Annotated in this window: 18 protein-coding genes; 4 read left to right on the top strand and 14 right to left on the bottom strand. The window is 67.1% G+C overall.

Annotation, left to right across the window (positions count from 1 at the left end; all coding sequences use genetic code 11):
• From OHQ90_RS21160 to OHQ90_RS21210, 11 genes are all read right to left on the bottom strand, one after another.
• Positions 1-1,116 (bottom strand): glycosyltransferase, encoded by a 1,116-nt coding sequence (locus OHQ90_RS21160; RefSeq protein ID WP_328400044.1) that lies wholly within the window; start codon positions 1,114-1,116, stop codon positions 1-3.
• A 112-nt stretch (positions 1,117-1,228) separates the two neighbouring features.
• The gene (locus tag OHQ90_RS21165) at positions 1,229-2,596 is read right to left on the bottom strand and encodes a glutamate-1-semialdehyde 2,1-aminomutase (RefSeq protein ID WP_328400046.1); all 1,368 of its coding nucleotides are present in this window, start codon (positions 2,594-2,596) and stop codon (positions 1,229-1,231) included.
• An 80-nt stretch (positions 2,597-2,676) separates the two neighbouring features.
• Complete coding sequence (locus tag OHQ90_RS21170; RefSeq protein ID WP_328400048.1) at positions 2,677-4,032, bottom strand: GNAT family N-acetyltransferase; 1,356 nt, start codon at positions 4,030-4,032, stop codon at positions 2,677-2,679.
• A 3-nt stretch (positions 4,033-4,035) separates the two neighbouring features.
• The gene (locus OHQ90_RS21175) at positions 4,036-5,391 is read right to left on the bottom strand and encodes a glycosyl hydrolase family 28-related protein (protein WP_328400050.1); all 1,356 of its coding nucleotides are present in this window, start codon (positions 5,389-5,391) and stop codon (positions 4,036-4,038) included.
• Positions 5,392-5,393: 2 nt separating this feature from the next.
• On the bottom strand, positions 5,394-6,671 hold the full coding sequence (locus OHQ90_RS21180; protein ID WP_328400052.1) for a protein tyrosine kinase: 1,278 nt from the start codon (positions 6,669-6,671) through the stop codon (positions 5,394-5,396).
• Positions 6,662-8,059, bottom strand: a complete 1,398-nt coding sequence (locus OHQ90_RS21185; protein WP_328400054.1) for a hypothetical protein — start codon at positions 8,057-8,059, stop codon at positions 6,662-6,664. Before OHQ90_RS21185 ends, OHQ90_RS21180 begins: the two co-directional genes overlap by 10 nt.
• A complete protein-coding gene (locus OHQ90_RS21190; protein WP_328400056.1) occupies positions 8,056-9,156 on the bottom strand; it encodes a CgeB family protein in 1,101 nt (366 codons plus the stop codon). Before OHQ90_RS21190 ends, OHQ90_RS21185 begins: the two co-directional genes overlap by 4 nt.
• Positions 9,153-10,562, bottom strand: a complete 1,410-nt coding sequence (locus OHQ90_RS21195) for a lipopolysaccharide biosynthesis protein (protein WP_328400058.1) — start codon at positions 10,560-10,562, stop codon at positions 9,153-9,155. Before OHQ90_RS21195 ends, OHQ90_RS21190 begins: the two co-directional genes overlap by 4 nt.
• A complete protein-coding gene (locus OHQ90_RS21200; protein WP_328400060.1) occupies positions 10,555-11,760 on the bottom strand; it encodes a glycosyltransferase family 4 protein in 1,206 nt (401 codons plus the stop codon). Before OHQ90_RS21200 ends, OHQ90_RS21195 begins: the two co-directional genes overlap by 8 nt.
• A complete protein-coding gene (locus tag OHQ90_RS21205; protein WP_328412982.1) occupies positions 11,757-12,854 on the bottom strand; it encodes a glycosyltransferase family 4 protein in 1,098 nt (365 codons plus the stop codon). The genes OHQ90_RS21200 and OHQ90_RS21205 overlap by 4 nt, the downstream gene beginning before the upstream one ends.
• Positions 12,855-13,103: 249 nt before the next feature.
• A complete protein-coding gene (locus tag OHQ90_RS21210) occupies positions 13,104-14,939 on the bottom strand; it encodes a hydroxysqualene dehydroxylase (protein ID WP_328400062.1) in 1,836 nt (611 codons plus the stop codon).
• Between the two features lie 103 nt (positions 14,940-15,042).
• On the opposite strand from OHQ90_RS21210, the gene OHQ90_RS21215 reads away from it, so the two are divergent.
• The 3 genes from OHQ90_RS21215 to OHQ90_RS21225 all read left to right on the top strand — a co-directional run bounded on the left by OHQ90_RS21215 (position 15,043) and on the right by OHQ90_RS21225 (position 18,071).
• Positions 15,043-15,738, top strand: coding sequence for a TetR/AcrR family transcriptional regulator (locus OHQ90_RS21215; protein WP_328400064.1), 696 nt, complete (start codon positions 15,043-15,045; stop codon positions 15,736-15,738).
• 77 nt (positions 15,739-15,815) lie between these two features.
• A complete protein-coding gene (locus tag OHQ90_RS21220) occupies positions 15,816-17,225 on the top strand; it encodes a polysaccharide pyruvyl transferase family protein (protein ID WP_328400066.1) in 1,410 nt (469 codons plus the stop codon).
• Positions 17,226-17,237: 12 nt separating this feature from the next.
• Positions 17,238-18,071: a glycosyltransferase family 2 protein gene (locus tag OHQ90_RS21225; protein WP_328400067.1), complete on the top strand. Its 834-nt coding sequence runs from the start codon at positions 17,238-17,240 to the stop codon at positions 18,069-18,071.
• A gap of 81 nt (positions 18,072-18,152) precedes the next feature.
• Here the strand turns inward: OHQ90_RS21225 and OHQ90_RS21230 are convergent, their stop codons facing one another.
• Both OHQ90_RS21230 and OHQ90_RS21235 read right to left on the bottom strand, forming a co-directional pair.
• Positions 18,153-18,791: an MspA family porin gene (locus OHQ90_RS21230; RefSeq protein ID WP_328400069.1), complete on the bottom strand. Its 639-nt coding sequence runs from the start codon at positions 18,789-18,791 to the stop codon at positions 18,153-18,155.
• Between the two features lie 198 nt (positions 18,792-18,989).
• Positions 18,990-20,093, bottom strand: coding sequence for a class I SAM-dependent methyltransferase (locus OHQ90_RS21235; protein WP_328400071.1), 1,104 nt, complete (start codon positions 20,091-20,093; stop codon positions 18,990-18,992).
• A 29-nt stretch (positions 20,094-20,122) separates the two neighbouring features.
• On the opposite strand from OHQ90_RS21235, the gene rfbC reads away from it, so the two are divergent.
• Entirely contained in the window at positions 20,123-20,677 is a 555-nt protein-coding gene (rfbC, locus tag OHQ90_RS21240) for a dTDP-4-dehydrorhamnose 3,5-epimerase (protein WP_328400073.1), read from the top strand.
• Here the strand turns inward: rfbC and OHQ90_RS21245 are convergent.
• Entirely contained in the window at positions 20,661-21,704 is a 1,044-nt protein-coding gene (locus OHQ90_RS21245) for an NAD-dependent epimerase/dehydratase family protein (RefSeq protein ID WP_328412984.1), read from the bottom strand. The two genes, rfbC and OHQ90_RS21245, sit on opposite strands and share 17 nt — an antisense overlap.
• Between the last annotated feature and the right edge of the window lies 1 nt (position 21,705).

The following is a 21,705-nucleotide window of genomic DNA, read 5'->3' on the forward strand; positions in this document are numbered from 1 at the left end:
TCACGATCGATGCGTGACGGCGGCGACAGTTTCGGCGATATTGGCGCGGAAGGCGCTGGGGGAGAAGGACATTGCGTGGTCGCGGATGGTTGCGGGGTGGTAGGCGGTCGGGTCGAAGGCGCGCATGGCCGCGGCCATGCCTTCGATGACGTGCTCGTCGCTACCGTGGTCGACGTACGCACCGGTGACGCCAGGGCGGACGGTATCGAGCGCGCCGCCCTGTCCGACGGCGAGAACCGGTGTGCCGCAGGCCATTGCCTCGACCGGCACGATGCCGAAATCCTCGATGCCCGGCATGAGCAATGCATTGCAGCGCCGGTAGGTGTCGAGCAGCACGTCGAAGGACGTGGCGCCGAGAAAGGTGGTTTCGGGGCCCGCGATGGCGTCGAGTTGGCTGCGGAAGCGGCCGTCGCCGAGGACGACAAGGCGGACCCCCGCGCGTTGGGCGGCGCGGATGGCGAGATCGGGGCGTTTGTAGGGCACCAGCCGGCCTGCGAACAGGAAGAAGTCCTCGCGAGGGATCGCGGCATCCGGAGTGAACTGCTCGACCTGCACCGGTGGGTTGACGACCGTGGCAGGCAGGCCCCACCAGTCCTGGACACGGTCGGCGACGGCATGCGAGTTGGCGATGATGTGGGTGAGGTGCGGTGCGGCGCGCAGTTCGGCGCGACGGGCGAGCCTGCCGAGGGCGGTGAGGGCCAGCTGCCCGGCCCGCCCGCCCGCCTCTTGGGCGCGGAATTCGGCATCCCACGCCCAGCGGGCGGGGCTGTGGACATAGACGATGGTCGGTGCGTCCGTGGCGAATACCGCCTGGGTGGCGAAGGAGTGATGACTGATGAGGACCGCGTCGAACCGGCCGCGCAGCGGCAGGCGGCGCAAGGCTCGCGGCACGAAGGGCAACAGCGGGGCGTGCGAACGGCGACCGGTGGCGGCGTGGGCACGGCTGAGCCAGGTGTCGTGCACCGTCTTCAGTGGCGTCCGCACCCCGTCTGGTTCGATGATCGGTGCGAAGACCTCTGCGTGCGGCCAGGTTTCGACGAATTCACCGATGACGGCCTCAGAGCCGCCGAACTCGGTGAAACGCTCGTGCACGATCGCAAGGCGAGGCTCGTTCATGCGCTCACCGGCTCGGTGATCCTTGTGCGTGCGTGGTTGCCGTCGGCGCGGCGATGGGTCATTCGACTTCCTGTCGGAGCACGGGGGGTCGGTGATGGACCGAGGAGCGGATTCATGTCGGGTCGATCCTGCGGGGCGCGGCGTGTCGCCGCAATGCGGGGGCGACGGGCCGGCCTTCGAGCAACCCGTCCACACAACCCTGCTCGATCGCCTTGCGATACACCGCCGCCGCCTCGCGGCACGCGCCGACAGTGTGGGCAATATCGGCGTCGGTGTGGGCGGCGGAGGTGACGAAGGATTGCCCGAGGACGCCGCGTTCGAGGAGTTCCTGCAGAAACAGGGTGCGGAACTCTTGGGACGGCTTACCTTCGGGATCTCGGGTGACGAAGATCAGGCAGGATGGGCGGCCCAGCACCTGCAGGTAGTCGGCGATACCGAGTTCGGCCGCGACCGCGTTCACGCCGTCGGCGAGTAGCTGCCCGGCGTGTTCCATGCGGGCGACCGGGTCACCGGTGCGGTATTCGTCGACCACGGCGCGGAAGGCGGCCAGCGAGCCCGATTCCGGGCCGTGCGTAGTGGACAACAGGAATACGCGGTCGTGGTCGGTGCGCAGGCCACCGAGTTCCATGAACTCGCGTTTGCCTGCCAGCGCCGAGATGGGGAATCCGTTGCCCATGGCCTTGCCCCAGCACGACAGGTCGGGGCGGACGCCGTACACCGCTTGCGCGCCACCGGCCGACCAGCGGAATCCGGTGATCATCTCGTCGAAGACGAGCAGGGTGCCGTAGCGGTCGCACAGATCGCGAACGCCCTCGAGGAAGCCGGGTTCCGGCTCGGCGAGCGCGGTGGCCGCCTCCATGACGACGGCGGCGACCGCGCCGGTGTCGAGCACCGTCGCGAGGGAGGGCAGGTCGTTGTAGCGAAACTTCATGGTGCCCGCTGCCACGTCGCGTGGGATGCCGCTGTCCATCGGAGTGGTCCCGATGAACCAGTCGTCGACCGAGAAGAACGGCTGATCGCACATCGCGATGACACTGCGCCCGGTCGCGGCACGGGCCAGCCGCACCGCCGCCGTGGTCGCATCGGAGCCGTTCTTGGCGAACTTGACCATGTCCGCACCCGGCACAAGGGTCAGGAAATCCTGTGCGGCAAGCACTTCCAGCTCGGTCGGGCGGCTGAAGCTGACCCCGTCGGCGATCGCCGTGGTGACCGCGTCCAGCACCGGCCGGAACCCGTGTCCGAGCGTGACCGAACGCAGGCCCATCCCGTATTCGACATACCAGTTGCCGTCGGCATCCCACACCCGTGCACCGCTGCCGCGGACCAGGATCGGCGCCATGAACTCGGGATACTGATCGGCGCCGCGCGCATAGGTGTGCGCGCCGCCGGGCACCAGATCGTGCAGGCGGGATTGGAGTTGGTTGCTGCGGGTGAAGGGTCGGCGATCGGCCGACGGGTTGCTACCCGGGACATGGACCATGATCGGCTCCCGATGGGTCGTGAGGCACGCACACAGAAAGCCGTCGGCACGAATCTGTTTGCGCGCGATGGATCTCGGAATCACTGTACGTCCGGCTCGGAGACTTGTCCTCGCGAGGACTGGTCGGCCTGTGTAGTTACCGCCCAGAGGTCGTGGTCGGCGCGTCGACCGGTGGCACCGACGTAGGAGTGCATCCGGCCCTCGCGGATCATGCCGACCCGAGCGGCGACTTCGGCGGCACCGAGATCGTCGAGTTCGATGGCCGTCTCGACCCGGCACAGTCCGAGCTCGGCGAAAGCGTAGTCGAGCAGCAGCTGGGTGGCCGCGAGCCGGATCTGTTCAGCACCGGCGGTATCGGTCCAGACGAACATCTTGGCATTGCGGTCGAACATGTCGAGATCGAACAGTCTGCCTTCGCCGAAGTACGCGCCGTCCACCTCGATGGCGAGCACCAGTCCGGTCGGGGAATGCAGACCTGCCCTGGCCCGCAGCAATTCGCGCCACCACCGGGAACGGGAGTGCCGTGCCGCCCAGGCGGCTTCGGATTCGCCGGGTCCCGGATCGAGCCGTCCTCGGCTGTGCATGCGCGCCGCGCACCACTGCGCCCAGTCCCCACGCCTGCGGCTGCGCAGTACCAGGGCCGGATGTTCGGCGTCGGTGAGCCGGATCGGTTTCGGTGTCCGCAGCGGATCCAGCATGTGCAAGACGCGGCCCGCGTAATACCGGGCGGTGGCGACGAGCACGGTGGTCGCCGGAATCGGTGCACCCTCGGGAGCGCTCGGTGTGGTCGGTGCGGCCGATAACTGGCCGTCGTAGCGGGTGATCCAGCGGGCCGTGAAGCCGTTCGGCGGAACCGCCTCCCGGGTGATCGCCCACAGTTCGTGATCACGCCTGGCGCTGCCGACGTCGAAGTATCGCGTCATCATCGCCTCGCGTCGAAACCCCATCAATGCCGCCCCGCGCGAGGTCGCGATGTTCGCGGGCGAGATCGGGGCGGTGAGGCGTTGCAGTCCGGCCGCCCCGAAGGCGAAGTCCAGGATGAGCGATGCCGCGAGCCCGCCGAAACCGTGCCGTGCCACGTCGGCATCCACCCAGAGACCCAGTTCCGCTGACCCGGTCTCGGGTGCGATCGAAACGAGCTCGATCTGCCCGGCGAAGCGGCCTGCGACTTCGATCACCGTGGACAGCCGCCGACCCGCACGCGCCTGCGTGCGGACCACGAGACATTCACGAACCCACTGCTTTCCGCTGTGCCGTGCCGCCCAGTCCAGTGGTGAACTGGTCCAGAACGGCTCGATGGTCCGCTGATCGCGCAACCGGATCCGCCGCCACTGCGCGTAGTCCGCAATCCGGGGCGGCCGCAACACGACGATGACGCCGTGCAGGGTGGCCGGCCCGAGTCGGATATCGGACAACGAAGGTGAGTGATCGGTCACGGCTCACTCCCGGGGTCGCTGACTACCGAGCGAGGTCGTTTTCACCGCACCGTCGGTAGCTACCGAGAGTCGCCAATACCCGCCTGCCGGATCCTTGAGCACGATCCCGCTTTCTGGATGATCGGAAAGCCATGCACCACTGGATAGGACGGCGGAGCGCACGGCTCCGTCGGCGGTCTGGGCCTGGAAGATATCGGTGTCGCCGCGCCCGGCTCTGCCGACGATCGTTCCGGTGAACCGAGGCGAATGCACACTGTTGCGACCCATCACATGCCAGGCGTCCGGGAACATCGCCGGATTGAGTTCATCGGTGGAACTGGAGATGAGGTTGATCGCGGTGCCCTCGGGGCAGCCTGCGGGATCTATGCGCAGCTCGATCGGCGGCTTGTCGAGGTCGGCGTCGAATTGCACATTGGCGAGGTAGGGCTGACGGCAGTAGACCAGGTCGATGCCGACGGAGCGGGCGGCGACCTTGCAGTTGGTCATGCCGAATTGGGCGGGTCCGCCGCGATCACGCCGGCCGATCGACAGCGCGATGTCCGCGCCCTCGAACCAGACATTGGTCAGCCACCAGTCATTGGCCGCGCCATCGATGGCGATGTGCTTGTCGGTGGTGTGCGGGTCGTTGTCGGAGACGAATTCGACGTTCGTCATGGCAAGTCCGGCATTGTGGTCGCTGCCGGTGCCGAGCACCCCGATGTAGTTGCTGGTGAGCTTGGAGGAGGTGACGTAGTTCTGGATGCACGACGTGACGATGCCGACGCCGAAGTTGTTGATGTCGCAGTTGATGAATGCGGTACCGCCGGTGTTGTGGTCGAGGACGACACCGCGCTGCTCCAGAAAGCGTGGATGGTTGTCGCTGAGATGGTTGCCGCGGATCACCACGGCGTCGAACGAACAGCGGAAGCATTCCGAGAGCACGACGGCGGTGGAGCGCGGCCCCGTCATGAAGATGCCGAGGCGGGCGAACCGGATCCGATTGCGCTTGCGGAGGTTGATCAAGGTGGTGTCCGCGTCGCAGACCACAACCGACACGTCCGCGCCGTCGCCGAGGACCGTTGCGTAATCAGACATTTCCGGCCACGACTGCACTATGTAGTGCCCAGCGGGCAGGTAGAGCACCAGCGGCGTGCCGCCGACCGCGGCCGCTGCGGCGAACGCGGCGGTGTCGTCGGCGACGCCGTCACCGACCGCACCGAAGTCACGGACATTGCGTGCCGCGGGTGCGTCGGTGACGTTGGGCGAGCGGAAAGGGCTACCAGGGGGATCGGACGAGGCACACGCCGCGAGTGGGAGCGCGGCGGCGGCGCCCAGCGATGCTGCGAGCAGTCGTCGTCGACCGACGGCGTCCTCGGGCATCCTTACGGCCTCCCCATCAGTCGCTGCAGGCGGCTGCTCGGAACGCTGTGGGCGACAACACCCGTGAGCGCGGTGTCGCCGAAGGTGGCGAGCGCGCCACGCACCTGTGCGCTGGAGGTGCTGCCGAGCTGGACCACGGCGAGGGTCTGGTCGAACAGTGCGGCCAGTGCGATGGCATCGGCGGCGTCGGTGATCGGGGCCACCTGCACAATGACGTGATCGAAGTCGGTGCGCAGTTTGGCAATGACGGCCGAGAACCGATCGGAGGCCAGCAGGTCGGAGGTCTGTGGGTCGGCGTCGCCGAGCGGCAGCACCGAGACACCGGTCTGCTGCCACCAGGTCACCGATTCCGGAACCTGTGCCGAGCCGCGCAGCACGCGAGCCAATCCGGGGGACTGGTCCGATGTATAGGGCTGCAGGCGACCCGCGTTCGACGTGTCGGCATCGACGAGCACCACGTGACGGCCGGTGTCGGCGAACGATTTCGCCAGCGCCATGGTGACGTCCGATTCCGACTTGGTCGTCAGACTGGTCAGCATGATCGCGGCCGCATCGCCATTGCGCAGCAGTCGGGTCCGCAGCCTTCGGGTTTCGTCTTCGGCGCCAGGACGGCCGGCATCGATGATGCCGAGGATCGGCACCGCTAGCACGGCCTCGAGTTCGTTGGACGTGCGCAACGTGCGGTCGGTGCGGTCGCGAACGAACGCGGCCAGACAACCGAGGCCGAGGCCGGCGAGCAGGCCGAGCACGAGCAGCCGCGTTGTCTGCGGACCGGTCGGACCGGTGGGCAGCTCGGCGCGATCGATCACCTCGACGCGTGCCGCGGGCGCCGCGCCGACCTCGATCGTTTCGAGTTCACCGATGAGGCGCCGGAATTGGGCGACCACACCGTTGGCGATATCGCGCGCCCGGGTCGGGGTGCTGTCGGTGACCGAAACGTTGATCATGGTGGTGGCGGGCGGCGAGGTGGCGGCGATCTTGCCCTGGAGATCACCGATGGACATCTTCAGGCCGAGATCATCGATGGTGCGTTTGGCCAGTGTGGCGCTGTTGGCGAGATCGACGTAGGAGCGCACGCGCTGCTGCGCGGCCAGGCCGCCCTGGTAGGAATCGTTCACCGAGGTTCCGGTGGCCATCGTGACATACATGCTGCTGGAAGCCACATAGGTGGTCGGCAGGCTTTGCGCGTATCCCACCGCTGCGAGCACACACAACAGCAACACGCTGGCAATGATCAGCCAGCGCCTACGCGCGATATGCCAGTAGTCGATCAAACCCATTGCCCGGATCCTCTTTTCCCGATGAATACTGGTGTTGCGTGCGGCGGGGACAGCGGGCCCGGCCCGGGCCGGGCCCGCCGCCGATACTCTTTGACCGCCAGATAGATGAGCCATGCGAGCACGGCGGACTGCACGAACTTGCCCAGTGCCTCCATGCTGCCCAGGATTCCGCGCTCGAACAGCGAGGAGGCGCCGGTCATGGCAAGGCCGAGCACCACAATCGGGAAGTAGCGGGAGTACAGCGATTTGGCCCACGCCAGCAGCAGCCCGAAGGTGAAGGCGACCGAGACCACCACGCCGGCGTACCCGCCGAGGACAAAGCCCTCGTTGACGTTGCCCTCGGCCAGTGATACCGAGACCCGCGTCATGTCCACAGAGGCGCCGCGAACGTCGTTGGCCCATGCGGTGCCGGACTGGAACTTCTCCGTGCCGAGCAACTGAGCCGGAATCAGGGTCAGGGCGGCGTGCCGGATCACCTCGTCGGGCGCCACCCAGAAGCCGGGCCCGTGAAAGTAGGCGTCGGTCGCGGCCTCGAGCAGGTCGAAGCGCCGCAGGATACTGAGGAACGGCTGCACCATCGGGGGGTAGCTCGAATTGGTCAGTGCCGATTCGCTTTTGGCGAATTCCGTGGACTTGAACGACTGCAGCCAGCCGAAGCCGCCGATGCCCAGGACCGCGATCACCACCACCCCGACGGCCTTGCCTTTGGTCCAGCCGACGAGCGCGAAGCGGACAGCCACCGCAAGCGCGGCGCCGAGGATCGGGGTCTTGGACTCGGTGGCCACGGTCCACCCGAGCTCCATGACCAGCAGCCCACCCAGCATCAGTACCGTCGTCAGCGGCCGCGCGGGCCGGGCGAAGATGATCAATCCGAGCGCGGCGATGGTGCCGAGAATGGCGACGAAGTTGAGAATCGGGTTCGCGCTGTCGACATCACCGGCATGGCCGGTGGCGCCTGCGGCGATGGTCGCGCCGCGCCCGAGGACGCCGACGGCATAGATGGCCACCAGCGCCGGGATGAAGTCCGGGTCGGTGAGTGTCGCGGGCTCGCCCGCGACACCCAGCATCGAGGACCGCCGCCGCGACCAGATCGCGTACCCGACGATGAACACCGCGTACACCCACATGCCGAACACGACATGGTGCAGAACCAGCGCGATGCTGTCGTCGTAACCGTATTCGGCCAGCCGCGGATCGGGCACGTTGTCGCCGTAGTGCGGATCCGGTTGCACCACCAGCAGCACGACGGGTCGCGCGATATACGACAGCGACCAAAAGGCGGCCTGCGCGATCACGAATACCCGTGCGACACCGGGGACCCATGCGGCAGCCACCACGAGGGTGGCCAGCGCGCAGGCGATCAGCGCGATCTCGGTGTAGGCACTCACGACTGTGACTCGTCGGCACCGCGCGCCGTGTTACCTGGAAACGCGGTGTTGCCCACAACTGCACTGTCACTCGCGGGCTTTGCGAACGTCGGTCGCTCGAGCGAGGCGATGATTTCGCGGGCGCGATCGACATAGCGATGGCCGCCGTCGACGATCCTTCGGTACCCGGCCGCGGCGACCGCGGCCGCCTGCTCCGGGTGCGCCGCGCACCACTGGACGATCTCGTGCAGCTCCGCCGCTTCGGTGAACAAGAAGCATTCGACGGTGTCGCGCAGTAGCTCGGCGTGCTCGTCGGTGCGTTGGCCGACGAAAAGGCCACCCGCTGCGGGCACTTCGAACGTGCGGCAGGTGTGAGTGTCGCGGTTGTCGGAGTTGAGCAGCACCAGATTGGCGGTGATATCGGCGATCACCGCCGAATAGTGCTGTCCGTACACCGGTCCGGCCACCACCGCGCGAGTGGTGCGCAATTCCGGGACCCGACGCCAGCCGGGTCCGCGGACCAGCATCCGATCGCCGTAGGTTCGGGCGAGCGCGACCATGTCATCGCGCCGGTCGGGTCGGCACACGCCGATGAAGCCGAGCAGGAATTGCCGGGCGCCGCGTCGCGCGGCCGGATGATGCCAAGCCGGGTCGTAGGCGCTGCGCACGAAAGTCACCGCGCGGGCGCCACGGTCGCGCAGCTCGGCCACGTTGTGCTGCTTGGTGGTGACGATCAGGTCCCATTCGGATTCGTGCGCGAGATACTCGGGACTGATGTTCTCGGGATTGGCGACGTCGTCGGGGCTGTAGTGCACGTGCAGCCGGGCCAGGGTGTCCAGCAGTCGCCGCTGGTCGAGGTGTACGGATTTGAAGGCGAACAACAGGTCGGGCCGGAAGTCGGCGGCGGCGCGCTCGATGTCGGCGTGTACCTGCTCCACAGCCCACGGCGCGCGCCGGTGCGTGGCCTTGGCGTAGAGCCACGGCGGTGACAACCGTGTGGGCAGGGTGACCGGCGTGGAGTCGATCACGACGACCTCGTGCCCGGCCTGCCGAAATCCGTCGGCCAGCGAGCGGGCATTGCTGCCGACCCAATCGTCGCCGACATACAGGATTCTCACGAGCGTCTCTCCTCACGCATGAGCACGACCGCGGGACCGGCGGCCGACAGTGCGCGCTCGCGGCCGATGAGGGTGCGCACGCGCGCGAGATACCAGAACGCGACCGTCCATTCGACGATCACGCTGCCGTAGACCAGCGTCCACACCGAGTGTGTGCGGAAGGCGATGACCAACGCGACGGCCGCGACGCAGGTCCCGAGGATGGCACCGATCAGCACGCCGGTGGTGTCCTGGCGCACCGGCAGCACAGCGGTGGTGATGAAGGAGGTGATGGTGGTGGCGGGCAGCATGAAGACCTCGACGCGCAACAGCCCGACCGCCGAGGCGAACTCGTCGCCGAAGACCAGATGGATCATCGCGGGAGCGGCCAGCCACACGGCGACCACGGCGAGGCAGGCCAGACACACGCAGGCCGAGAGGGCCTGCAGGGCGCGGCGCCAGAACCCGGCTTCGGCGCTGCGCTTGGCCATCCGTGGCAGTAGCGCGAAACCGATGGGGTCGAGGGTGGATTGGATGGCGCGCACCAGCCGATCGCCCGCGGAGTACAGGCCGAGGGATACCGCGTCCAGCACCGCGGCGTACACCGCAGCGGCGCCCTGGCCGTAGGTGGTGACCAGCAGACGTGAGGCGAAAACCGGTGCACCCGTGCGCAGCACCTCGCGGAAATGCCGTGGCCGCGCGGGCGGCCCGAACGATCGCAGCGAGTCCCACCAGGTCAGCACCACGGTGGGAATGGACGAGACGAGCAGGCACAGCATCGCGATCTCCGCGCTGGGAATCCGCGGCAGCACCACGACCAGTAGCACGAGGTAGCCCACCCGGCCGACCGCCTGATAGCCGGTGGACGCGCCGAATCTGCCCTGCCCGATCAACAGCCAGTCTTCGGAGACCGACCAGAATCCGCCGGCAAAAAGCCCCAGCAGGAGCATCTCCACTTGGTCCGAAGCGCCCGCGGCCAGGCTCAGCAGTAGGGCGGCGCCGATGAGACCGAGGATCGCGGAGCGGATGGCGAGGTAGTCCCCGCGCAATTGGTTGATGTTCGCGATGCGATCGCGGTCGTGGGAATCGTGGACGCGCGCAGCCAGGAAGGAGGTGATGCCGAGATCGACGAGCAGCGATCCGATGAAGTACGACGACATGCCGATGGCTAGCAGGCCGAGACCGTGCGCCCCGAGCACCCTCGCGATCAGCGGCACCGTCACCAAGGTGATGACGTACTGCCCGTACTTACCGAAGGTGACAAGGCCGATGTCACGCAGCACCGCGACAATGCCCTGCGAGCGGTGCGCACCGTCGCCGTTGCGGCCGCGGCCGCCGTCGTATCTGCGGTGGGCGCCGCCGGTGGTCGATGGCGGCCGTTGGTCAAGCGGCGGCGGGTGGCCTGCGGCATGTTTGCGCTCAGACATGCGGGTTCCGTTCGACACGCGGAGTCCGTTCGTCCGGATTCTGGTGTCCCACAGCGCCGGTGCGTCGGGTGAGGGTGTCGAGGAAGTCGGCGACAGTGTGCGCCGAGGCCCCGATATCGAAGTGCTCCGCGCGGGATCGGCCCGCGGCCGACAAACGGGTGCGCAGTGCGCGATCCGCGATGAGCGTGTCCAGCGCGTCGGTGAGCTGCCTTTCGTCACCGCCGTCCACGAGTAGTCCGCTGACGCCGTGCTCGACTATCTCCGCCGGGCCGCCCGGGCCTGCGGCGATGACCGCGCAGCCGGCGTGCATGCCCTCCACGACAACCTGTCCGAACGGCTCGGGCAATACCGAGCAGTGCACCAGGATGTCAGCGTCGTGCAGGTGGGGGTTCGGGTCGTCGACGTGCCCGGTGAAGGTCACCGGTAGCGCGAGATCGCGTGCGAGCTGTTCCAATTCGGCACGGTAGGGCTCTTCGTCGAAGAAGGTGCCACCGATCAGAAGGATCCGGTGCGGGCGCACTGTCGCGGCGGCGGCGGCGCGTAGCAGGACGTCCTGGCCTTTCCACGGACTGAGTCGGCCGACGACGGCGACCACGGTTTCCTCGGGTACGCGCTGGTCGGCGCGGTGCGCGGCGGTGTCGGCGTGCAATTCGACGCCGGGGTAGGCGACGATCGCGGGGCGGCGACCGGTGCGCAGCGTCGCCAATGTTGTTTTGCTATTAGCGATGTAGCCGCGCGCGATCAGTCGCCCCAGGGTTTGCAGGACGAGGGCGGGTACCCGGCCGAAGTAGTCGACGGCGATGCGGTCGTGCACCTGCCAGACGAGCGGAATGCCCGCGCGGCGCGCGGCGACTGCTCCCATCACCAGCGCTTTGCTGCTCTCGGCGACCAGCACCTCGGCGTGTAGGCGTTTCGCGGTGGCGCCGATCGCCCAGCCGAGACGCAGCAGGGCGAGGAACCCGGCGAGCAGCCGGACGGGGCCGGATCCGATGGTCATGGCGCGACTGTCGAATCCGCTTCGCTGCACACAGGTCTCGATCCCGCGCGCCCGCATGCGCTCGACCATCGGTCCATCCTCCGTGAATATCGCCGTGACCTCGGCGCGCCCGAGCTCCCGTAGTGCGGACAACAGCCGCAGTGTGGCGAGTTCGGCACCGGATGGTGCGGCGGTATGCGCGAGGAAGAGGGCTTTGGTCATTGCCTTAGTTCCTCGTACATCGTCAAATGTCGCGTCGCTGTGACATCCCACGAGAAAGTTTCTGCGTGCGAGCGACATTCAGCGGGGGAGGGTAGGATGCCGCGCAGCGCGGCGGAGATTCGGTCCCCGAGTGCGTCGGTGTCACCGGCGCGCACGATGAGTGAAGGGTCGAGCCCGCGTACCGAATCCGGGAGTCCGCCACAGTCGGTGACGATGGGCGCGCGGCCTGCCGCGAGCGATTCCAACGCGATCAGGCCGAATCCTTCCAGGGCGATGGTGGGGACGACGGTCAGTTCGGCCTGCTCGTAGAGCTCGGTGAGTCGCGTGTCGTCGATATGCCCGGCGAAGACTATAGATTCGGCGGCCTTGCTGTCCATCGCGGCGGCCTGAGCGCGCAATTCCTGCTCCGCCGTGCCGGTTCCGACGAGGACGAGACGGGCGTCGGGATGCTGGTCGAGGACGCCCGGCCAGCAGCGCAGCAGATTGGCGATGCCCATGCGGCGTTCCAGTCTGCGCACACACAGGACGGTGCGCCCGGCGGAGGCTGCGGCCGGGATCGGTGTCGCACGGAAGCGGCTGAGATCGACACCGGGAGCGATCACCTCGATCCGTTCGGCAGGCACCCGGTAGTCGTTGGCGAGCACGTCACGGAAGTAGTTGGACAGTACGACGAATCGGTCTGCTCCGGCGTAGCGCAGGCGCTCGACCAGGTATTTCGCCTTTGCGCCCAGTTCGCTCTGACCGGTGAGCCTGCTCTCGGCCGCCCACGGACCGTGGAAGTGCACGACCAGCGGGACCCGTCCGCGCCGATCGATCGCGGCAGGTCCGTACAGGCAGAAATGCCGGTCGAGCACCGTTGCTCGACGCAATTCGGTGCGGTCCAGAAACGCCGTGCGCGCCCGATGCAGGGTGGATCCGCCGAGCGGTCCCCAGGATCGGGCGCCCGGCAGGCCTGGGGCGGAGTCCGTGGACACCGCACCGAAGGCGGCGGCGGACACCTCGACATTCGGCTGTCGGGTGAGTGCGTCGAACAGGTCGGTGAAGTACCGATTCAGTCCACCCGGCGCCGCTGCGAACCACTCGGACCCTGTCATATGTACGCGGAGCGGCCCGGTCGGTGCCGTCACCGTTGCCCCCTGTTGCTGGTGATCTTGATGCGAGCCCTCCTACCGAACTCGCTTCCCGCGCAACAGTCTAAGTTACATCCGGCAATTCGGGCTCCCGAGGAAGATCGACCAGTAGCTGGAACAGTCTTTTTTCAACTCCGGGCTACCGGGCGCATCCGGTGCGACCCGGCGATCTGCGAGTCGACATCACAGTGGGGCGGGGGTGTTTGCCGGGATCTAACCAAGGTCGAAAAGGTTCGGTTGGCCTGTTCGATATCGTGCTGCATCCAATTGGCGCAGCGGCTCGAAAGCCGGTATCGAGTCGCGAGTGAACAGCCGGGCCCGCGGCGCGCTCGAACCCGCCGCCTCCAGCAGTGCGTTCACGGCGGTACGGCCTGCCTCGTCGGCCCCCTCCATGGTGGCCAGGTCGAAATTCGTCTGCACGTAGTCGGCGGCAAGGAAGAGGTTCGGAATCCGTGTGTGCGCGGTAGGTCGATCGGCCCAGGACCCGATCGTATTGACCAGCAGCGGTTCGTCATTGTGGTTCTGCCCGTCGGCCCAGGTGATACCGGGGTCGAGCAGCCACTCGCGCACGATGCCCTCTTTCAATTGAATCCTGCCGTCATCGTTGAGCGCCGCGGTCATCTGCGCCCAGGTCTCCTGGTAGATCTCCGCGCGCGTGCACTGCTTGGCGGTTTTCCCGAAGAGGATGCCGGGGGTATCCCAGTCGGCGATGTCGATGGTCAGACCGTCGACGATACTGCCGTCGCCGTACTTCGCGGCGTAGTCGACATCCCAGAACGCGCGCTGGGTATAGGAGGTCAGCCGCCACGGCGCATCGAGGTAGATGTTGTATCCCGCGCCGAGTTCCAGCTTCTCGTTGACGAACATCTGCATGCCGTTCATCCAGTCGACATGGAGCGCGTCCATCCGGCCCAGAGCCGGGTCGAGGGTGCGGATCTCGGGCGACCACAGGCGGCGGGCCCGGTCGGTCGGCATCGCGCAGACATACCAATCCGCCTCGAAGACCTGGATCGAACCGTCCGGGCGCTGGATGCGGGCGTCGCCGATCCGGTCGTCGTCCACCACGAAGCCCTGCAGTGCGTGACCTGGGTGGAACTGCACGCCCATATTGCGCAGCAGGGAGATCCACGGGTCGAGCCAGGCCTCGTTGGTCGGACCGTTGAGCACCTCGTATACCTTCGGGCCGCCGGTCAGCTCCTGCATCAGCGCTATGAAGAAGCCCTCCATCATGTTGCCCATCGTCCTGGTGCTCGCCACGTACTCCTTGGCGGCGACGAGCGCACGGGTGAGGCCGGTCGCCGCAAGTGCCTGGAACTGGGCCGAACGGGTGCCCGCACCGACGAAATCCCACCAGCTGACGTGCTCCCACTGCCCGAAGCGGCGTTCCTCGCTGGAGGTGAGATAGGTGATCACTCGCCCGGCCATGTACATAGCCTCCGGCAGCGGAATGAGGTTGTTCTTCATGAACACCTCGACGAGGACGCGCTGCATCCCTTCCGGCGTGAGCGCCTGGCGCGGGTCGAAATAGAATCCGAACATCAGGGGGAAGCCATCGGGGAGGTTGTTCGCGCGCGGGTAGCGCGGGTCGTTCACCGAGAACGGAATCAGATTGTCGTAGACGGTTTTGCCGGTGCCGGGCACCGGAATGCGGCGCATCGTGTCGTGCACGTGGTGATAGAACGAGGTGAAGCCGCGGGCGCCGTGTTCACCCGGCAGCGGCGCCCGGCCGTCCACGCCGGTGCCGGGCAGCGGGATGGTGCGCGACTTGCCGCCGAGTTCTTTGCGGTCGAAGACGGTCACCTGGAATCCGCGCTCGGCCAGTTCGTGGGCGGCGGTGAGCCCGCCGATACCCGCGCCGAGCACCGCGACGGTATTGCGCGCGGGACCATTTCGCCTGCGGGGCGCCCGGGCGGCGGCCGGTCCCGCGGTGGTTCCTGTCGCTGCTGCCAGACCTGCGGTTCCCGCCGCTGCGGCGGCTCCGCGCAGCAACGAGCGTCTGCTGAAGCCCGAGTTCTGTGGGCGATGTGTCGATGAACCTCGAGTTGTCATGAAGACCCTGTCTAATTCTGACTATCCTGATCGTCATATTTAGCAGATGGTCGCCGCAGATGGGAGACAATGCAGGCATGACAACGACGTTGGCGCGGATGTCGTGAGTGAGCGCGGCGAGCGAACGGCAGACGCGGCCGCCCCACGACAGCGGCGGCCGGTCCGCTCCTATGGCGGCGTCGACGCGGAAGCCCGGGTAGCCGCCCGGCGCGGCAAGCTGCTGGATGCCGGCCTGGAGCTGTTCGGCACCCGCGGGTATTCGGCGACCGGCGTCAAGGACCTGTGCCGTGCGGCCGGCCTGACCGACCGATACTTCTACGAGTCGTTCGCCGGGACGCGCGAGCTGTTCGCGGCGGTCTTCGACCACGTCATCGACGAGTTGTTCGCCGCGGTGGCGCGTGCGGTGGAGGCGACGCCGCCACAGGGGACGCGCAAACTCCGGGCGGGCATCGGTACGTATCTCACGGCGCTGGCGCAGGATCCGCGCAAACTTCGTATCGTGTTCGTCGAGCCGAACGCAGCGGGGGCGGAGCATCGCCTGCGCGATGCGTTATGGCGCTTCGCGCGATTGGTCGCTGCCACCGCCACCGAGGCGCGGCCGGCGGATCATCCGCCCGCACCGATCGTCGACATTTTCGCGTTGTCGGTGGTCGGCATGCTGGAGCGGGTCATCGTGGAGAAACAAGGCGGTCGGCTGGCGGTGCCGATGGACAAGCTCATCGACTATTGCACCGCCTTTGCCGGGGCTTCGCTGCGGGACATCCATTCGGGCGAAATCGATAAGCGCACAAAGGATTAGGAAACGAAACCTACCGGAAGGGTTGGTCGCAAGTCTGGCCGACATCTCTCGGGTGCGGTAGATTTCACAACGAGTTCGTGCCGGTCACGAACCGGCCCGCGGGGGACTGGCGGGAGGACATCACAGTGGGGACCGAGCATTCGGTTGCAGATCGTTCCGATATAGACCAACAAGAGATTCGAGTACTTGTCGAGAACGGCGAGTATTGGCTACGCAATCGCGGCGATATCGCCATGATGACCGTCACCATCGAGCGATTACGAGAACGCTGGCCGCATGCGCGCATCGGCGTGCTGACCCATCAACCCGCCGTGCTTCAGGCATTGCTGCCGGAGGCGGAACCGATTTGTGGACCCGAGTGGTGTTGGGGATCGGACAGTTGGCAGGGACGGCTGTCGCGAACCGCGGGCACGAGACTGATCGGACCTGCGGCACTGCGGTGGCGCGCCGCGACCGACGGGCCGAAGGATCGGCTGCGGGCCCTGCGTTCCAGCGCATGTCTGCGCCGGTACCACGACGAGTCGGAAGCCGAAGCGGCCGGCGCCGAGTTTCCTGTCGAGATCCCAGCCGCCGTCGCCCACGCGTCGCTGGTCATCGCCCTCGGCGGCGGCTACATGACCGATGTCGATCGCTACCAGGCCAATCGCACCCTCAACCTGCTCGAACGCGCTCATGCGTTGGGCATTCCGACCGCGATGGTCGGGCAGGGCATGGGGCCGCTGCGGGATCCGCTGCTGCAGCGCCGTGCCACGCAGGTGTTGCCGGGCGCCGATTTCATCGCGCTGCGGGAACCGCGCCGCGGCCCGGAACTGCTGAGCGGGTTCGGCGTGGAGCCCGAGCGGGTCATGATCACCGGTGACGACGCGGTCGAGTTCGGCTATCGGTTGCGCGGCGCTCGGATCGGGACCGATATCGGGCTGTGCCTGCGGGTGGCCGATTATTCGAAGGTCAGTGCGGCCGCCCAGGCGACGCTCGGCGGGGTGGTCCGGGACCAGGCCGTCGAGCTCGATGCCGGTGTGGTGCCGCTGATCATCTCCGAATACGCCTCGGAGGATCGACTCGCGACCTTGCCGCTGCTGGCCGGGGCGGCGCGGACGGCGGCACCGGTCGGGCGTGGCGGCACCGCGCACGATGTGGCACGTCAGGTCGCGCGTTGCAGGCTGCTTGTAACAAGTGCCTACCATCTAGCGGTATTCGCACTGTCGCAAGGCATTCCTGCGGTCGGAATTACCGCCTCGGAGTACTACGACGACAAGTTTCACGGCCTGGCCCAAATGTTCGGCACCGGGCTGCAGGTGGTACATCTGAACGATGCGGAGCTCGAGGACAATCTCGGCCGCGCGATCCGGGAGGTATGGGACGATGCGCCGGCTGTCCGGGATTCGTTGCGGCAGAAGGCCGTCGATCAGATCGACGCCAGCCGGGCCGGCCTGGAGCGAGTGTTCCGGTTGGTGGAGAGCGGCCCGGTGCGCCGCGCGACCGTTTAGGGGGCACCTGTCATGACAACGCTGTCGGTATGCGTTCCGGCCTACAACTCGGCGCGCACACTTGCGACGACGCTGCGCTCGGTGCTGGAGCAGGATGTGGATTTCGAGCTCGTCGTCCTCGACAACGCGAGCACCGACGCCACCTCCGAGATCGCGCACTCCTTCGACGACCCGCGCATCCGGGTGCTCCGCAATAGTTCCGTGCTACCGATCGGCGACAACTGGAACACCGTGATCCGGGCCTCGACCGGAAAGCTCGTGAAGGTGGTCTGCGCCGATGACGTGCTGCGACCCGGCGCGCTGACCGCACAGTTGACGGTGATGGCCGACGAGTCGATCGCCATCTGTGCCAGCCGGTTCGAGGTGATCGACGAGGCGGGCGAGGTACTCGAAACCGATCTCGGTTTGGCCGGGTTGGAGGGCAGGCAGCCGGCCCGTGCGCTGGCACGCACGATCGTGCGCCGCGGGCCCGCCGATTTCGGTCCGACCGCGGCGGCGATGTTCCATCGCGAGCACTTCGATCGGGTCGGCGGGCTGCGCGGCGACCTGGTGTTCCCGATGGATGTCGACCTGTTCGCGCGGGTGTCGTCGTTCGGGGTGTTCTACGGAATGCCCGAAATCACCGCCGCGTGGCGGAATTCATCGTTCAACCTGTGCAGCAGCACCTCGACGGTCAGCAAGCTCACCGATATGCTCCGCTTCCACCACCGTCTCGCTGGCGACTACCCGGAGTTGGTGAAGCGTGCCGACGTGCTGGCCGGCGACACCCGGCTGGCGAAGGCGGCGCTGCAGCGGTTGCGGATCCGTACCGTCGCGACGGTACGGCACCGTCCAGATCTGCTCTGAACGGCCCGCTCTCGGCTCTGTACGCCCTCGACGACGAACGTGGTGCCCCCGGAAAGGACACCACGTTAGGTCTTTCCGAGGTCAGATGGTCCAGAGCCTGCCGTAGGTGATCACTGTGTCGCCGCTGGAACTGACCACCCGGACGAACGGACGGATGTTGGTCGGGCCGAGGACACCGGTGACAGTGCCGTGGAAACCGGACATCCGGATGAATCCTGAAGAACCGGAGATGTCGCCGCCCGCGCATTCGACCGTCTGGATGCCGGGGCCGAAACCGACCTCGAGCTGAATGCCGCCGCGCGGGATCAGGTCGTTGAGCTTCAGCAACGCACCTTCGCTGCCGCCGAGATCTAGTCCGAGACTCGGTGACGACCACTCGAATCGCAATTTTCCATTGAGGGTGGCCGGGAATCCGACCATATAGCCGACGGTGATGTGGCCGGTCCAGTCCTCCGCGTCCGGGCCGGAGATCTGGAAGGCCGCCTCACCGTTGTGGAACCACTCGCGGGTCAACGGGTTTCCGTCCAGCGGTGCCACGAAATCGATGCGAGTATCGGATTGGATTGCCTCGACCATACGGTCGCTGTGGTCGACGACTTGATTGGTGCTGTCGATGGCGGCCGCTGCGGTGCCGTTCGCGAAGATCAGGCCCGACGCGACGACCGAGGCCATGGCAAAAATGCGCAGACTCCGGCTACGGAACGGTGCTGTTTCCCTCATCAGATTTATCCCCTTGGATTCCCCTCGCACTGCCGAGCGCTGCCGCGCTCGACGCCCGACCCCCCCGGCTCATGGGGGCGACAAGCCCTTCAATCGTCCCGGGTGGGCTGGTGGTGGTAAATAAAACTAGTCATGTCAACTACGTTGGGTTGATTCAGCAACAATCCGGTTTCGGCACAGCGAATTCAACGCAATATTTCACCATCCCTCCGAGGGGCCCGCCGGGTCGTCGAGCACCCAACGTCCTTCCAGCTCCGGGAACTCGGCTCGAACCTCGGGCAGCAGGTCACGCAGTGTCAGCAGCACCGAATCCGGTCGGGCCGAGACGAGTTCGGCGGGGGAGATGATCGGAATATCGGTGCCGGGCATCCGGCGTCCGTGTTTGGCGGGCGAGGCGTCGGCTACCGCCGCGACGAGTCCGCGGTGCAGGCCGGCCAGGCTGAACAGCGCCACCGCACGGGAGGCGGCGCCATAGGCGTACACGCGTTGTCCGCATGCGGTGGTCGCTTCCAACCAAGCCCGCAACATTTCGGCATGCTGGTCGGTCGTGTGCTGGAGCCCCCGTAGGGCGGCAACATCGGTGTGTTCCGCCTCCGCGGCCAGTACGGCCTGCACCGCTCGATCGGGCTCGACCGCACCGTGTACTGCACCGACCAATACGGTTCCGCCGTAGAGGTCGAATTCCCATGCCGTCGCTACGCTCATGCCTGCCGACTTCAGCAATCGGCCGAGTGCGGCCAGCGAATAGTAAGCAAAGTGTCCGTGCCTCAGCGCGTTCCACTGACCCGCCGAGACGATGGTGGCCAGCGAGTGGTACTGGATCAGCAGCAACCCGTCCGGCGCGGTGGCGGCGGCACGGTCCTTGACTGCCGCGGCCTGATCCGGTTCGTGCATGATGCCGAAGCAGTCGAGCACGATGTCGGCAGGCTCCGCGCTGGTCCGGAATCCGCGTTCGGCGAGCAGCGGCAGCCAGGTGCCGCCGTGCGGACTGCCGAACTCGCGCACCGTGGTCCCGCGCAGCAGACCCGCCTGCGCGACCCGGGCGATCGCATCGGCGGCCTGATCGCGCAGCGCCTGCGGTTCCACGCCGCGCGGCTCCTCGGTGCGGGTGTCGTCGTCGGCCAGCTGCGCGAGCCCACACGCCTCGCACATATCCATGCGGAGCGGATGCGCGTCTTCCTCGACCCCGATCGCCGCGTGGGCGCTGGGGAAGTAGTCGGCGGCGGGCACGGCGCCGAGATCGAGCACCGTTGTCAGCCGGTCGCTTCCGCAACCGCGGCAAGGGCTACCGTCGGCGTTCACGACAGCCACAGTCGTGACACCATGGCCACGTGCGTATCGAGCCGACCGAACTCGCCGATGTCCTTGTCCTGGCGCCGGAGCCCTTTCGTGACGAACGCGGGCTGTTCACCAGGACTTTCGATGCCGAGGAGTTCGAAGCCGCGCTGGGTGTGCCCGGTGCCGCGGCAGCGTTCCTGCAGGACTCGCAGTCGCGGTCGATGCGCGGGGTGGTCCGGGGCATGCACGGCCGCTCCGGGCGCGGCGAGGCGAAACTGGTGCGGTGCGCGAACGGCGCGGTGCACGATGTGCTTGTCGACATCCGGCCCTCGTCGCCGACCTTCGGGCAGCAGCAGTCTTTCCGGCTCGACGACAACGACTTCCGGCACCTGTACGTGCCGCCCGGGTTCCTGCACGGTTTCCAGGCGCTCACCGCGACGGCCGACGTGTGCTATCGCATCGACCGTCCGCATGATCCGACCGAGGACATCGGTGTTGCTTATGACGATCCGGACCTCGCCATCGGCTGGCCGTTGCCGGTCACCGTCGTCTCCGCCCGCGACCGCGCCGCGGGCAGTTGGCAGCACCTGGTCACACGAGTGCGGTGACACCCCGACCGCCGACCCGCCGCATCGAAGCGTCGAGAATCCCGGCGTCGCGAAGTTTCTCGAGGTGCGGCAGTCTGGTGAACCGGTGGAAAAAGTCGTCACTGGTGAGTCCCCTGGCTGTGTATTCCTGATACAGCTCTTGCGCGCCCGCCGGAATGGTCCATGCGGCATGGAAGCCGATGGCTTCGCGCGCGGCGGAGAAGTCGACGCGATAGGAGCGCGGATCGGCGCCGCTCTCCCCGGTGATGTTGAGCCGCGAACCCGGGACCGCGTCCACCACCGCCTGCGCGATGTCCGCGACGGTCAGGTTGTTGGCCTCGGTGCCGATATTGAACGCGCGGCAGTGAATCGCCTCGGTCGGCGCGGTGAGGCAGGTCGCGAAGGCGGTCGCGATGTCGGCCGCGTGCACCAGTGGGCGCCACGGCGTTCCATCGGAGAGCACCTTCACCTCCCCGGTGAGCACTGCGTACCCGACCAGATTGTTCAGCACGATGTCCGCGCGCAGCCGCGGCGAGAAGCCGAATGCCGTGGCATTGCGGAGAAAGACCGGAGTGAAGTCGGCGTCGGCCAGTGCTGCGACGTCGTCCTCGACGCGTACCTTGCTCTCGGCGTAGGGCGTGATCGGCTTCAATGGTGCGTCTTCGGTGACCAGCTCTTCGCCGGCCGCACCGTACACCGAGCAGGTCGAGGCATACAGGAAGCGCGCGACGCCCGCCGCTTTCGCGAGCCGGGCCAGCCGGACCGACGCGTGATGGTTGATGTCGTAGGTGATCTCGGGATGCAACGCGCCCAGCGGGTCGTTCGACAGCGCGGCGAGGTGGATCACCGCGTCGAAACCGGCGAGTTGCTCGACGGTCACATCGCGTAGGTCGACGGCGATGCCGGGCGGATCGCCGGGCAGCGCGCCGAGCACGCAATCGGCGAAGAACCCGGAATCGAGCCCGACCACGTCGTGCCCGTCGGCGCGCAGCACCGGAACCATCACGGTTCCGAGGTACCCCTGGTGCCCGGTGACCAGAACTCGCATG

It is taken from the genome of Nocardia sp. NBC_00403 (genome assembly GCF_036046055.1).
In the GTDB taxonomy this organism is placed as follows: domain Bacteria; phylum Actinomycetota; class Actinomycetes; order Mycobacteriales; family Mycobacteriaceae; genus Nocardia.

Excerpts from the sequence above, each read along its gene's own strand:
- OHQ90_RS21180 (WP_328400052.1), bottom strand. The coding sequence starts at position 6,671 with ATGGGTTTGATCGACTACTGGCATATCGCGCGTAGGCGCTGGCTGATC.
- OHQ90_RS21175 (WP_328400050.1), bottom strand. The coding sequence starts at position 5,391 with ATGCCCGAGGACGCCGTCGGTCGACGACGACTGCTCGCAGCATCGCTG.
- OHQ90_RS21160 (WP_328400044.1), bottom strand. The coding sequence starts at position 1,116 with ATGAACGAGCCTCGCCTTGCGATCGTGCACGAGCGTTTCACCGAGTTC.
- OHQ90_RS21165 (WP_328400046.1), bottom strand. The coding sequence starts at position 2,596 with ATGGTCCATGTCCCGGGTAGCAACCCGTCGGCCGATCGCCGACCCTTC.
- OHQ90_RS21200 (WP_328400060.1), bottom strand. The coding sequence starts at position 11,760 with ATGACCAAAGCCCTCTTCCTCGCGCATACCGCCGCACCATCCGGTGCC.
- OHQ90_RS21210 (WP_328400062.1), bottom strand. The coding sequence starts at position 14,939 with ATGACAACTCGAGGTTCATCGACACATCGCCCACAGAACTCGGGCTTC.
- OHQ90_RS21230 (WP_328400069.1), bottom strand. The coding sequence starts at position 18,791 with ATGAGGGAAACAGCACCGTTCCGTAGCCGGAGTCTGCGCATTTTTGCC.
- OHQ90_RS21225 (WP_328400067.1), top strand. The coding sequence starts at position 17,238 with ATGACAACGCTGTCGGTATGCGTTCCGGCCTACAACTCGGCGCGCACA.
- OHQ90_RS21245 (WP_328412984.1), bottom strand. The coding sequence starts at position 21,704 with ATGCGAGTTCTGGTCACCGGGCACCAGGGGTACCTCGGAACCGTGATG.
- OHQ90_RS21205 (WP_328412982.1), bottom strand. The coding sequence starts at position 12,854 with ATGACAGGGTCCGAGTGGTTCGCAGCGGCGCCGGGTGGACTGAATCGG.
- OHQ90_RS21195 (WP_328400058.1), bottom strand. The coding sequence starts at position 10,562 with ATGTCTGAGCGCAAACATGCCGCAGGCCACCCGCCGCCGCTTGACCAA.